This window comes from Streptomyces sp. NPDC058375, from assembly GCF_042723425.1.
GTDB classification, from domain to species: Bacteria; Actinomycetota; Actinomycetes; order Streptomycetales; family Streptomycetaceae; genus Streptomyces; species Streptomyces durocortorensis.
This window is the reverse complement of the sequence record NZ_JBHXJG010000031.1, coordinates 15,709-28,288: the sequence shown is the minus strand read 5'-3', so window position 1 is coordinate 28,288 and position 12,580 is coordinate 15,709. Positions and strand designations below refer to the sequence as shown.

12 protein-coding genes and 1 tRNA gene are annotated in these 12,580 nt (G+C 68.8%); 7 read left to right on the top strand and 6 right to left on the bottom strand.

From position 1 onward, the window contains the following. Positions 1 to 54: 54 nt before the first annotated feature. Positions 55 to 1,194: an FG-GAP repeat domain-containing protein gene (locus ACFWM7_RS08090; RefSeq protein ID WP_383256462.1), complete on the top strand. Its 1,140-nt coding sequence runs from the start codon at positions 55 to 57 to the stop codon at positions 1,192 to 1,194. A gap of 118 nt (positions 1,195 to 1,312) precedes the next feature. After that, entirely contained in the window at positions 1,313 to 2,320 is a 1,008-nt protein-coding gene (locus ACFWM7_RS08085; RefSeq protein WP_383256459.1) for a Yip1 family protein, read from the top strand. 84 nt (positions 2,321 to 2,404) lie between these two features. Here ACFWM7_RS08085 and ACFWM7_RS08080 read toward each other — a convergent pair whose 3' ends face one another. Beyond that, positions 2,405 to 2,905, bottom strand: a complete 501-nt coding sequence (locus ACFWM7_RS08080; protein WP_018514097.1) for a phosphoribosyltransferase — start codon at positions 2,903 to 2,905, stop codon at positions 2,405 to 2,407. A gap of 6 nt (positions 2,906 to 2,911) precedes the next feature. Continuing rightward, positions 2,912 to 3,487 carry a dCTP deaminase gene (gene dcd, locus ACFWM7_RS08075; protein WP_050358434.1) on the bottom strand — a complete coding sequence of 192 codons (576 nt, stop codon included), beginning with the start codon at positions 3,485 to 3,487 and terminating at the stop codon, positions 2,912 to 2,914. A gap of 515 nt (positions 3,488 to 4,002) precedes the next feature. Here dcd and ACFWM7_RS08070 point away from each other — a divergent pair. Next, a tRNA-Gly gene (locus tag ACFWM7_RS08070) sits at positions 4,003 to 4,076 on the top strand. A gap of 260 nt (positions 4,077 to 4,336) precedes the next feature. On the opposite strand, the gene ACFWM7_RS08065 is transcribed toward ACFWM7_RS08070, so the two are convergent. The 4 genes from ACFWM7_RS08065 to ACFWM7_RS08050 form a co-directional block, all read right to left on the bottom strand. Then, positions 4,337 to 5,185, bottom strand: a complete 849-nt coding sequence (locus tag ACFWM7_RS08065; RefSeq protein ID WP_383256456.1) for a hypothetical protein — start codon at positions 5,183 to 5,185, stop codon at positions 4,337 to 4,339. Between the two features lie 362 nt (positions 5,186 to 5,547). Then, entirely contained in the window at positions 5,548 to 6,705 is a 1,158-nt protein-coding gene (locus ACFWM7_RS08060; protein WP_383256453.1) for a tyrosine-type recombinase/integrase, read from the bottom strand. Next, positions 6,705 to 6,923, bottom strand: coding sequence for a helix-turn-helix domain-containing protein (locus ACFWM7_RS08055; RefSeq protein WP_070204304.1), 219 nt, complete (start codon positions 6,921 to 6,923; stop codon positions 6,705 to 6,707). The genes ACFWM7_RS08060 and ACFWM7_RS08055 overlap by 1 nt, the downstream gene beginning before the upstream one ends. Positions 6,924 to 7,111: 188 nt before the next feature. Next, positions 7,112 to 7,597 carry a helix-turn-helix transcriptional regulator gene (locus ACFWM7_RS08050; protein WP_032782050.1) on the bottom strand — a complete coding sequence of 162 codons (486 nt, stop codon included), beginning with the start codon at positions 7,595 to 7,597 and terminating at the stop codon, positions 7,112 to 7,114. A 305-nt stretch (positions 7,598 to 7,902) separates the two neighbouring features. Here ACFWM7_RS08050 and ACFWM7_RS08045 point away from each other — a divergent pair, with 305 nt between their 5' ends. From ACFWM7_RS08045 to ACFWM7_RS08030, 4 genes are all read left to right on the top strand, one after another. Then, positions 7,903 to 9,132: a DUF3631 domain-containing protein gene (locus ACFWM7_RS08045; protein ID WP_383256501.1), complete on the top strand. Its 1,230-nt coding sequence runs from the start codon at positions 7,903 to 7,905 to the stop codon at positions 9,130 to 9,132. A gap of 184 nt (positions 9,133 to 9,316) precedes the next feature. Next, the gene (locus tag ACFWM7_RS08040) at positions 9,317 to 10,114 is read left to right on the top strand and encodes a DUF2637 domain-containing protein (RefSeq protein ID WP_383256448.1); all 798 of its coding nucleotides are present in this window, start codon (positions 9,317 to 9,319) and stop codon (positions 10,112 to 10,114) included. An 81-nt stretch (positions 10,115 to 10,195) separates the two neighbouring features. Beyond that, complete coding sequence (locus ACFWM7_RS08035) at positions 10,196 to 10,852, top strand: MobC family plasmid mobilization relaxosome protein (protein WP_383256445.1); 657 nt, start codon at positions 10,196 to 10,198, stop codon at positions 10,850 to 10,852. Continuing rightward, positions 10,849 to 12,552, top strand: a complete 1,704-nt coding sequence (locus ACFWM7_RS08030; protein WP_383256442.1) for a relaxase/mobilization nuclease domain-containing protein — start codon at positions 10,849 to 10,851, stop codon at positions 12,550 to 12,552. Before ACFWM7_RS08035 ends, ACFWM7_RS08030 begins: the two co-directional genes overlap by 4 nt. Positions 12,553 to 12,580 lie beyond the last annotated feature (28 nt).

Below are 12,580 nucleotides of genomic sequence, written 5' to 3'. Positions count from 1 at the left end.
CTCCCCGGCATCGACGGGGGAGGTAGAGGTCACCGAACACCGAACGAGGCCCCCGTGCGCCCACGCACCCGCACCGAGCACCCGCAGGCAGCGGTCACCAGCAGGGTGACGGCCGCCCTCGCCGTGGGCTGTACGGCCCTGCTGCTGGCGCTCACGGCCTGCACGGGCCCGTCCTCCGCGTCCGACGGCAAGAACGGCGACACCCCGCCCCCGGCGCGGGCACGGGCCCAGGCGGAGACGGCGAGCGCCCCCGTCCCCCGCGGCACCGGCAGCCGCGTCCCGTACGACTTCAACGGCGACGGCCACCGCGACCTGGTCATCGACGACCTGGTGAAGGCCCCCGAGGACAGCCACGGCGACGACGCGGGCATCGGCATCGTGTACGGCTCCGAGGACCGCGGCCGCCCCCTGGACCCGGCCACCCGGCAACTGCTGAGCGCCCGCGCGAACGCGGCGAAGTCCGGCGACACCCTGCCGGCCGCGTTCGACGCCGAGGCCGCCTGCGACCTGGACCGGGACGGCTTCACCGACCTGATCGTCTCCACCGACCCCCCGTACAACGGCATCGGCGCCCCGCCCGTCCCCCTCCAGATCCTCTACGGTTCCCCGCAGGGCCTGACGGGCAAGGCGGTCACCGTACGCATCCCGCAGCAGGCCCGGTTCGGCAACGAATGGCCCGAGCAGCCGGTCTGCGGCGACTTCGACGGCGACAAGAAGGCCGACCTCGCGGTCACCGCCAGCGCCGGCCAGGTCACCTTCCTGCACGGCCCCTTCACCCGCACCGGGGCCCCGCGCAGCGCGGAACTGCTGCCCGACGGCGGCCCGTACCTCTACGCCCCCGAACCCCGCTCCGACACCGACGGCGACGGTTACGACGACCTCGTCGCCGCCGCCCGCCCGCACGCCCCCGGCCAGGCGGGCAAGGGCACCCTCCTCCTCGGCTCCGCGAAGGGCCCGGCGGGTCCGGGCAGCGCGTACGCGTTCGCGGCGGAGGAGCTCCCCACCGCCCCGCTGAACGCGACGGGCGCCACCCGTACCGCTCTCCTGAACCACGGCGACTACGACGGCGACAAGAAGCCGGACACGGTGGTGCGGACGTACCGGGGCGAGCGGCAGGACCTGATCGCGCTCTACCCGGCGGGTAACACGAAGGAGCCCCTCGTCACCTTCTCCACGGCGCTGTTCCTCCCCTGAACTCCCCCTCCGGGGGCCCGGGGTGCGGCCCCTAGGGGATGTCACAGCTCGGCCGCAATGGCGCCCGGGTTCCCCCGGCCCCCGCTCCCCGCCCCCGAGGACCAGGTACGTTCGACGGGTGGCTGGATTCAGGATCGGACGCGGCCGGGACAACCGCACCCCGCAACAACCGCAGCAGCAGCGGCAGCAGCCGTACGGAGGGCAGGCACCACAGCCGCCGTACGGTGCTCAGCCGTGGCCGACGGCAGGAGGCCCCGGCAACGGCGCGGCCCCACCGCCGTACGGACCCCCGCAGGGAACCCCGTACAACAACGGCGGCTACCAGGGCCAGGGCGGACACGGACACGGCGGGCACGGCGGACACGGACACGGCGGGCACGGCGGACACGGACAGGGCGGCCACCACGGCCACGGAGGCGGCGGCCACGGCGAGCCGGAGTATTTCGGCGACCCGTACGCGGACCCCGCGCCGCACGACCCGTACGCCAACAACCCGGGCCACACGCAGGCCTTCCGCGTCGACGAGGACCCGTACGGCGACGGCAACACCTACCGCGCCGGTTCCGCCCCCGCCCAGCCCGCGGGCCCACGCCTGCGCTGGAAGGAGCTGCTGAGCGGCATCGTGATGCGCCCGGGGCCGACGTTCTGGCAGATGCGGGACTACCCGGTCTGGGGCCCGGCGCTGGTCGTCACGTTCCTCTACGGCCTGCTCGCGCTGTTCGGCTTCGACCAGGCGCGCGAAGAAGCGATCAACGCGACGATCTCGACGGCCATCCCGTACGTCCTGTTCACCGGCGTCGGCTTCGTCATCGGCGGCCTGGTCCTCGGCGCGGTGACCCACACCCTGGCCCGCCAGCTCGGCGGCACGGGCTCGTGGCAGCCGACGGTGGGCCTGTCGATGCTGATCATGTCGATGACGGACGCCCCGCGCCTGCTCTTCGCGCTCTTCCTGGGCGGCGAGAACTCCCTGGTCCAGATCGTGGGCTGGCTGACCTGGCTGGCGGCCGGTGCGCTGTTCACGTCGATGGTCAGCAAGTCGCACGACCTGCCGTGGCCGAAGGCGCTGGGAGCGTCGGCGATCCAGCTGATCGCGCTGCTGTCGATCATCAAGCTGGGCACGATCTGAGGAACGTACGAAGAAGGTCCCCGGAGCAGGCACCACGCTCCGGGGACCTTCTCACGTACAGGGGGCACGTGCGGCTACGAGGGCCTACGCGTCGAGAACCTGCCCGTCCCGCCGCACGACGGGCTTCTCCACACTCCACGGGAAGTTGATCCACTGATCGGTCTTCTTCCACACGTACTCGCACTTCACGAGGGAGTGGGACTTCTCGTAGATGACGGCGCTGCGCACTTCGGCGACATGGTCGACGCAGAAGTCGTGGACGAGCTTGAGCGTCTTACCGGTATCAGCGACATCATCAGCGATCAGAACCTTCTTGTCGGAGAAGTCGATCGCGTTGGGGACGGGCGCCAGCATGACGGGCATCTCCAGGGTGGTCCCGACCCCGGTATAGAACTCCACATTGACCAGGTGGATGTTCTTGCAGTCGAGGGCGTAGGCGAGCCCGCCGGCGACGAACACCCCGCCCCGGGCGATGCTCAGCACCACATCGGGCTCGTACCCGTCGTCGGCGACGGCCTGCGCCAGCTCGCGCACGGCCCGTCCGAAGCCCTCGTAGGTCAGGTTTTCCCGCACGTCACTAGCCATGATCAATCACACCTGGGTCCGATGGAAGTTCTGGAACGACCGCGAGGCCGTCGGCCCCCGCTGCCCCTGGTACCGCGACTCGTACCGCTCGGAGCCGTACGGGAACTCGGAGGACGAGGTCAGCTTGAACAGGCACAGCTGCCCGATCTTCATGCCCGGCCACAGCTTTATCGGCAGCGTGGCGAGGTTCGAGAGCTCCAGGGTCACGTGCCCGGAGAACCCGGGGTCGATGAACCCGGCCGTCGAGTGCGTCACCAGACCGAGCCGCCCGAGCGAACTCTTGCCCTCCAGCCGCGAGGCCAGGTCGTCGGGGAGCGAGATCACCTCGTACGTGGACGCCAGCACGAACTCCCCCGGGTGGAGGATGAAGGCCTCATCGCCCTCGGGCTCCACGGTCCGCGTCAGATCGGGCTGTTCCACCGCAGGATCGATGTGCGGGTACCGGTGGTTCTCGAACACCCGGAAGTAGCGGTCCAGCCGCACGTCGATGCTCGACGGCTGCACCATCGAAGGGTCGTACGGGTCAATACGGACTCGGCCGGCGTCGATCTCGGCCCGGATGTCCTTGTCTGAGAGAAGCACGTCCCGAGGATACGCAGAACGCGCGAGCCCGCCCCAACCGGACCACCCGCGCGCCTGCCGGACACCTTCCGCCCCGACTGCCTACCGCTCTGCCAGACCCTGCTCTACCGCTTCTCGAACGCCACCGGCACGGCCTGCCGCAACCGGGCACACCGCGGACACCGGATCAACCGCCCGGGCCCGATCCGGTCGGCCCCGAGCTGCTGCATCGGGAACGACGAGGTAGCGAAAACATGCCCTTCGGCACAGCGGACGACGGTGCGCTCCATCGACTCCATCAAGTCCCTTCCCCAACCACATATGGACGAGAAAGCCACATTAGGGGATGAACAGGACGCCACTCCACGCGGCACTCCGACCACCCACGCTACGCCCCCAACTCCCGCGCATCACACCCCCGTCCACCCTCCCCTCCCCCCGGGGCCACACGACACGAAGGCCCCACGGCGCATCCGCCGGGGGCCTGACATGGGGTACAGTGTGGAACGATGCAGCGCCGGTGATCGGCATGCTTCGCGGGTGTAGTTTAATGGTAGAACATGAGCTTCCCAAGCTCAGAGCGCGAGTTCGATTCTCGTCACCCGCTCCATGATGAAGGCCCTGGTCAGCGACCGGGGCCTTGTTTGTTGTCTAGACCGCCCAGAGGGCTCCGTGCCCTCCACGTGCCCTAAGTCGCCATGGGTCGCTGTTTCGCGATCCGTTCGCGACCCACTCAAGGGAACACCGGTCCGGGCATCTCGAATAACGAGACGCACCCCTTGTGACCTGGGTCACCGCTCGGGCGGTCAAGTAGGAACTCTCCACTCGACATGGTCAGCAGTTCGCACAGCCGTGTATGAGCATCCAGCGTCAGACCGGAGGTCCAGAGGAGAAGAACGTGCTGATGCTTCGCGTCAGACGTGACGCCTCGTTGAGCCCATGCCGCGCCGCCAAGAGCACGTATACGGCCACAGGGAAGGCCAGTATCGCCAATGGCACCATCAGCTCCGCCGGCACACCTAGCCCCGCGAGGAGCAGCGAGAAGAGCGTTACGCAGAGTATCGACCACGTGCACGCCTTCGCCAAGCGGAGGCCGTCCACCCGGTCAGGTGCCAAAGAGCCCTCTCCAGATTCCTCGCTCGGGAGCAATGCCTCCGGGAGGATTTCCTGAAAGCGATCGACGGCGATGCTGCTCGCGGCAGTCGCGGCAAGCAGACCAAGCTTCCGCGCCGCGCCCTCGCGATCTCGCAGAAGTTCGTCCGCCGCCTGCGTAAACGTCGTCTCCACCAGCCTTACGTGGCTCACGAGTTCCTTTCGGATTGCCCGGCTAACCCCGAACGCAGATGCAGCATCTCCAGCGACCTCCCGCAGAGGGAGACCGACTCTCCAGACCTTCTTACGGAGTCGCCCTGCATCTGTGTAATGGCTTTCCGCCATACCGACCAGATCCCCACTGGCCGAGAGCAAGCTGAGGAGTGGGTAGAGCGGCTCGTAGCAGCGCGCGATGTGCTCCGCGCGCCATATCGACCACACAAAAACGAGGACCATCGAGACGCAGACGAAGACCGCAGTCGCCCGCGGGTCGCCCCCAGGTCCGAGAACGTAAGCAGAGTAGGACCCGCAAGACGCGGGACCAACATCGAGGATCCCGCCAGGTCGACAAGCCGGGCGGTAGGTAACAACGGCCGTAACGCCCAGAACCACGAAGAAGATCAGCACTCGCCGCAGTCTCAGCAGATAGGGGGCCCATCGAAATGCGAGTGCCTTACGGACGCTGTGCGTATCGAAGGCGACACCCAGATCAGCAGCAGCCTTTTCCGCCCGCCCCACATGTTTCTCAACCTGCCGATTGTGCAGTCCCTGTATTGGATGCCGTCGCTGCGGCGATCCTGCACCACTCACCGTTCCCCCTGTGTCCTCGGTGAGAGGCAGCGTAGATGCAACGTCTGACAGCAAGAGCGAAGATGGCCATCCCGGAGTCGTATCCGCGCGCCACTGCCGAAGCACGCGGCACGTCGGCCGGACTCCGCCACGTATCGAGCCCGGGGCTGTGTTCGGACAGCCCCGAGCCGGTCTGCTCGTTACGCTTCGCGAGCGCTCTGCGACTCAACGACCTTCGCTGCCTTGACCCGTTGGGCACGGACCAGGTCATTGATGCCCTCCGCCACCTCCCGCTGCCGCTCCCCGTCGGAGTGCTGGTAGATCAGCGCCGCCTTCTCCGAGGACTGGCCGGCGCGGACCATCGTGTCCTTGAGCGTGGCCCCCGACTGGGTGGACAAGGTGTGGCCGGTGTGGCGGAGGTCGTAGAAGCGGAAGTCCTCCGGCAGGCCCACCTTGGCGCGGGCCCTGCGCCACTTGCGGCCGAAGGTGGACCGCCGGAATGGCGCGCCCCGCTCGCCGACGAACAGGAGGCCGTTGGGCTCCTTCTCCGCATACCAGTCCAGGTGGCGTTTCACCTCGATGTGCAAGAAGGCCGGGAGGAAGACGGTTCGGCGTCCGGCGGTCGACTTCGTGTCGCCCTCGACCCGGCGGCCTGTGGTCAGCTCCGGCGCGGCGTCGCTGATCCTGGCCGCGAGCGGTTCGAGCGTGACGTCGGGCCGCCGCAGTGCCGCCTGCTCCTCCGGCCGCATCGGCCCGTAGGCTCCGAAGTAGACCATCAGCCGCCACCTGGGGCCCATGGCATCCGCGAGCGCGTCGACCTGTTCGACGGTGGCGGTAGGGCGTTCCTTGGCCCTCTCGCTGCCGGCGCCCCTGATCCGGCAGGGGTTGCGGCGGATCAGCTCGTCATCGGTGGCCGTCTCCATGATGGCCTTGAGGAGGCGGTACGACTTGGCGACGGTCGTCGCACCGGTTGCCTCCAGCCGCTCGGCCCGCCAGGTACGCACACCGGGCGGTGTGATGTCGTCCAGGTTCACCGAGGCGAACGTGGGCAGCAGGTGCAACCGCAGGAGCCTGCGATACAGCTCCTCCGTGGTGGCCGAGAGGCCGCGCTCCTCGACCCACTGAACCGCGTAGGCAGCGAAGTTGACCGCCCCGGCGTCCGGGTCGACCCAGTGCTTGCGCTCGATGTCGGCCTGGGTGAGCGTGAGCCAGGTCTGGGCGTCGGTGCGCGTCGAGAAGGTCTCCGGGGCGGTACGGCGGCTGCCGTCCGGGGCCCAGTAGCGTGTCTGCCAGCGTCCCGAAGGCAGTTGGCGGACCGTGCCGAATTCACGCCGCCTCTGCGGCTTGCGAGCGGCCATCAGGCGGCCTTCCCGTAGCGGGAACGCTCATCGCGGAGAGTCGGCACGGTGCGCTCCTCGATGTAGGCGGCGATGGCGCTCTCGGGTATCCGCACGGGCTTACCGAGCTTGACGTAGCGGATACGGCGCTCCTGGACGAGTCGCCGGATGAAGCGCACGCCGGTGCCGAGGCGGTGGGCAGCCTGCTCCACGGTGAGGAGAGGGTCGGTGGTGGTCACCTCCTCTGACTGGAGGGTGCGCTGAGCAGGGACGTGCGGTATCGCCGAAGGGCGCAAGGTTGGTGCTCCGGTTCTGGCCGGCGGGCAGGGCGGCAACCCTGGGCTGGCCTGGTGTCGTTCAGGGATGGGACGGGTGATGCGTCCGCAGCGGGGGTTTGCGTTCCCACTGCGGCGGCTGGATTGGTTCGCTACGCGTCGGAAGCGGGACCGTACTCCTCGTTGACCTTGATCAGCTCGGTCGCGATGGCGTTGGAGACCATCACGTCGGCTTCCTCACGGATGTCCGGGTGGTCGGCGAGGTAGGCATCGAGCTGGTCGCGGGCTCTCCGTGCCTCGTGGTTGGCGCGGTTGGAGGCCCGATAGGTGGCGACGACGTTGTCGATCAGCTCCATGGCGCGGCCCATGGTCGCCAGGCTGGGCGGCCCGACGAAGTTGCTGAGCGGGACGCCGAAGACCTCGGCGAAGCCGATGGCCTCGTCGAGGTTGATGCGGCGCTTGCGGTTCTCGATACGCCACACCGCGGACGGGTTCATGTCGAAGCCGGCCTCGTTCATGTGGTCGGACAGCGTCGTGGTGCTCCAGCCGCGCTTCTCCCGCTCCAGCTTGATCCGCACGGTGGCGTTCTCTTCGCCACTGAGGAGCACCCCCTCGGAGCCCTCTTCGTCATCCGACATCGCCGCCTCCTCTCACTCTCCGCGTTCACCGCCACTTCGGCGCATGCCATAACGCTAGCATCGCTTCTGCTGATCGCAAAACGCTATGCGATTCGCAGAGGTGGTGGTACAGTTGAAACTCCCCAGCAGACCGCATCGGACCGCTGGCGCGCGCTTGACCTGCCCAGAAGCACAAAAAGCCCCCCGGTGACCCAACACCGAGGGGCTCAGCGCGCAAACCTCATGCCGCCCATCCCTGAACGACTGACCTGCAAGCCGGGATTGCCGTCCCATTGGCCTGCAAGTAGAGGAGCTACATGTCCAGTATGGACGATCCCGCCCCGAGCACGCCATCTCTTCCCGTCGGCGCAGCCGCTTGGCCGCCCGTGGCCGTACCCGGCCGCCCCCGTCCCGACGAGGACGGGCCCTCCTCCGAACAGCACCACCTCGCCTCCGCCTCCGAAGGCGAAGAAGTCCTCACGTCGCTGCGGGAGCAGATCCTGCGGTACGTGGTGATGCCGAGCGAGGAGGCATCAGTGGCGGTGACTTTGTGGGTTGCGGCGACGCACCTGCAGACCGCATGGCAGCACGCGCCGCGTTTGGCGGTGGTGGGGCCTGCGAAGCGGTGCGGTAAGTCACGGCTCCTGGACGTGATCACCGAGAGCGTCCACGATCCGCTCATCACGGTCAACGCCTCGGCCGCCGCAGTGTTCCGATCGATCACCGACACCCCGCCCACCCTGCTGGTCGACGAGGCCGACACCCTCTTCGGGTCTGCAAAGGTCGCGGAGAAGAACGAGGAGATGCGCGGCCTGCTCAACGCCGGTCACCAGCGCAACCGCCCGACCCTGCGGGTCTCAGGACCCAACCACGAGGTGTCGAAGTTCCCCACCTTCGCCATGGCAGCCCTCGCCGGAATCGGAGACCTGCCTGACACGATCATGGACCGCTCGGTCGTGATCCGCATGCGGCGCCGCATGCCGGGCGAGAAGGTCGCCGAATTCCGTACCTTCCGCGACACCCCGCCCCTCCACGCCCTGCGCGAGCGACTCGCCACATGGCTGGGCCCGCTCCACGCCAGCGCAATGGAACTGACACCCTCCATGCCGGTCGAAGACCGGGCAGCCGACACCTGGCAGCCACTGGTCGCAGTCGCCGACCTCGCCGGCGGGACGTGGCCTTCCCTCGCCCGCAATGCTTGCCGGGTCATGGCAAAGCACGAGGCCGAACAGGACCAGGACCGGAGCAGCCTGGGCATCCGCCTCCTGGCCGACGTCCGCCGCGCCTTCGCCTCCGAGGGCAACCCACCAGCGCTGCGCACCAGTCGGCTCCTGGACATCCTCAACCAGGACGCCGAGACCCCCTGGCCGGAGTACACCGCCAACGGCCTCACTCCACGGGGCCTGCAGATCCTGCTCAACGAGTACGGCATCAGCTCTGCCCCCAAGCGCTTCCACGGCAACGTCCAGGCTCGGGGCTACACCCGTCGGCACTTCGCCGACGCCTGGGCCCGCTACTGCCCCGAGCCCGCACCCGATGCCGCGACCGGGGCCTGACCCTGTACGACCCGTCACGACTCGTCGCCGCGCAGGTCAAAGCGGTGACAGGTCGAGATCCGGTGACGAGTCGTCTCGATGTCACCGCCGCACCCGCATCTGCCCTGACCAGGCATGCGACATGTCGTGACGGGTCCCCCGCGCCCCCCGGGCCGAACCTCGCACCTACTGGAGCACTCCCCCCTTGCCTTCGCTCACCCTCGCCGCAGGACCGTCGACCGCGCTGCCGCCCTTGGCACCTGCCATCCGCACCGGTGTCGCGCTGCTGGCTGTGGCCGCGTTCGCGCTTTCCTATGACGCCTTGCGCCAGATGGCCGCCGCCAGCCACATCCATCCCGCGCTCACCTACGCCTTCCCGCTCGTCATCGACGGGTTTATCGCAATCGGGATCGGCTCCCTGCTCGTCCTACGGACCGCGCCTTTGTCCGCCCGCCTCTACGTCTCGGCACTGGTCGGCATCGCCACCGCCACAAGCATCTGGGCCAACGTCCTGCACGCCATCCGCCTCAACCAGCAGAACCGGCGCAGCGCACTCGCTCTCGACGACCTCACCGTCGGGGCCATCTCAGCCATCGCCCCGCTCGCCCTGGCCGGAGCCGTCCACCTCTACCTCCTCGTCCAACGCCGACCCACGCGAAAGGAGCCCCGCCCCGAACCACACAACGACGGAGCCACCTCTCCCGAAGACGGGGTAACCCCCACACCGGCCCCGGTGCCCGACGCCGATGTGGCCAAGGCCCCTGCGGTGTCCGTGTCTCAGCACACCAAGCCACGTGGCAAACGTCGCGGCCGACCGAGCGCCACCTTCGAGCAGGCAGTGGAGATCGAACGTGCGGCCCCCACTGGACGTGGCGGCCAAATCTCTCGCCGCCACATCGAGGCGGCCGTCCACGCCAAGGGACTCGGCATCGGGCGGTCCCGCCTCGACGAGGTCAAGAACCTCCTCCAGGCCGAGCTCGACCAAGCCCGCACCACGGCGTAGGCCCGCGCCCTCCCGCCAACTGCTCGCCTCGGAATCGCCGGGCGGGCACGGCTTCCCCTTCGTACGGTTAGAGAGCCCCTCATGCACGAACAGTCCACACACCCCCTCCCCCACTCCTCTCGTCACCTGACCTCCACCCCAGCCCCAGGCGGAGCAAGGTATGGCGTTGGACCGTCCAAGGGCCGGTCCAACGCAGGTTCCTCCGCCCCGGGGGTGGCGGAGGGTCTCGGGCCCCAGGGGGCGCCCGAGCAGGATCAGCCCATCGACACCTCCAGCGCTGCCGTGCCGCAACCGCGTGCCTCCGAAGCCGCCGCGCTCCACCGCGTCGCCCGCCGCCGCGACCGCAACGAGACCCAGCGCACCGCGCGCGTCGATGTCCGCTACAGCACCGAAGAGAAGGCGGACATCGTCGCCAAGGCCCGCTCGCTGAACATCGCCGCCGCCCACTACGTCGGTGCCGTCGTCATGGCGCACCTCGACGGGGACCTCGCCTTGCCCGGTCAGCGCACCCCGCTCGACGACTACGTCGATGAACTCACCACGCTCCGTGGCGAGGTCGCCAAGATCGGCCACAACATCAACCAGATCGCCAGGAAGCTCAACTCCGGCGACCTCCCTCACTCCGGCGACACCGCCACCCTGGCCCAGGCCGAACGCACCCTCGCCGCGGTCGGCACCGCTGTCCGCCACATTGCGGAGGCCACCAACCAAGCCGTCGCCACAAAGGGCCACCGATGATCGCCAAGATCAGCAGTGGCAAGAGCACAGCCGGCCTCATCCGCTACCTCTACGGACCAGGCCGTGCCAACGAGCACACCGATCCCCACCTTGTCACTTCCTGGGACGGCTACGCCCTCGACCCAGGCCGCGTCGACGACAGCACGGCGGCCAGGAAGCAGCTCGTCGACGACCTCGACCTGCGCGTCAAGCAAGCTGATCGACTGGGCCGCGCCCCGAAGCAGCACGTGTGGCACTGCTCCCTCCGCGCGGCACCCGGTGACCGCATCCTCGAAGACGGCGAGTGGGCGGATATCGCCCGTCGCGTCGTCGCGGCCACCGGCATCGCGCCGGCGGACGACCCGGACGGCTGCCGCTGGATCGCCGTACGCCACGCCCCCGATCACATCCACATCGCCGCCACGAAGGTCCGAGGCGACCTGCGTCCCGCGCGTCACTGGAACGACTACCTCACCGCTGACCGCGAACTCGCAGCCATCGAGAAGGAATACGGGCTGCAACGGGTCATCCGCGGTGACCGCACCGCCGCCAAACGGCCCCATCGCGCCGAACAGGAGAAAGCCCTGCGGAACGGCCAGGCCAAGGCCGCCCGCGAACGCCTGCGCACCGTGGTCCGCACAGCGGCGGCTGCCGCCACAGATACCGAGGAGTTCCTCGGTCTGCTCACCCACTCCAAGGGGGTTCTCGTCGAGGTCCTGCACTTCCCCTCGGGAGAACCACGCGGCTACAAGGTCGCTCTGGAGAACGACCGGAACGCCAAAGCAGAACCGGTGTGGTTCTCCGGCTCCACGCTGGCGCCGGATCTCTCCCTCCCGAAGATCCAGAGCTGTCTCGCCGCAGCAGAGGTTCCAGCGTCCGCCGCCAAGAAGCGGCTCAGGCCGCACCCATGGCATCAAGCCACCACAGCCACCGAGCGCATCCCCCACCACCTCGACCAGCCGGACGCCGAGGCCGCCCAGGCCCACCTGGCCGCCTTCGGTGAAGCGCTCGACGCCGTAGCTCTCACCGCACCGCCGGACATTCGTACCGAACTCTGCTCAGCGGCCTCAGCTTTCGAGCGCGCGACCCGTTCGCGCGTCCGCGCCGAGCACCACCACGCTCGTGCCCTACGCGGCGCGGTCAAGGCGATGCTTCGCGAGCCGGCACCGAAGGACGGAGCCGCCTTGGCGATGTTCCTCGACGCTGCGCTCCTCGCCGTCATCGCCGCCGCACGCTGGCACAACCGACGAGAGCACGAGCAACAGGTGGCCGCAGCACGCAAGAGCCTGCTCCACCTCCAGGCCGCCTACGACCACACCGCAGCCACGCCCCTACTGGTCCTCGGCCAACCCCGACCGTCCCAGAATCTTGCGGACCAATACGTCCGGCTCATCCGCCAGGCCGCCCCGGCGCACACCGACCAGATTCTCGCCGACTCTGCCTCGCAGGCGCTCACCACCGCATTGGCCGAAGCAGAGGCAGCGGGCCACGACCCCAAACGCCTGTTGCAGCAGGCAGCAGAAGAACGAGCCCTCGACGACGCACGCTCCCCGGCACGCACCATCACCTGGCGCGTACATCGGCTCTCGCAGAGGCCGGCTCCCAGTCGACGAGCTCTGGCGGCACAAGCTCGCAGCACCGGACTACGCCACGTGCCCTCGCCCGAACCTGCGGCGACGGCCCCACCCACCATTCCCGCGTCTCGCCCTCGGCGGAGGTGATCGTCCAGCGGCTAGCCCTCAGCGTGAA

Coding starts and splice junctions, on each gene's coding strand:
- ACFWM7_RS08080 (WP_018514097.1), bottom strand. CDS start 2,905: ATGGCTAGTGACGTGCGGGAAAACCTGACCTACGAGGGCTTCGGACGG.
- ACFWM7_RS08060 (WP_383256453.1), bottom strand. CDS start 6,705: ATGGCCGCTCGCAAGCCGCAGAGGCGGCGTGAATTCGGCACGGTCCGC.
- ACFWM7_RS08050 (WP_032782050.1), bottom strand. CDS start 7,597: ATGTCGGATGACGAAGAGGGCTCCGAGGGGGTGCTCCTCAGTGGCGAA.
- ACFWM7_RS08045 (WP_383256501.1), top strand. CDS start 7,903: ATGGACGATCCCGCCCCGAGCACGCCATCTCTTCCCGTCGGCGCAGCC.
- ACFWM7_RS08035 (WP_383256445.1), top strand. CDS start 10,196: ATGCACGAACAGTCCACACACCCCCTCCCCCACTCCTCTCGTCACCTG.
- ACFWM7_RS08030 (WP_383256442.1), top strand. CDS start 10,849: ATGATCGCCAAGATCAGCAGTGGCAAGAGCACAGCCGGCCTCATCCGC.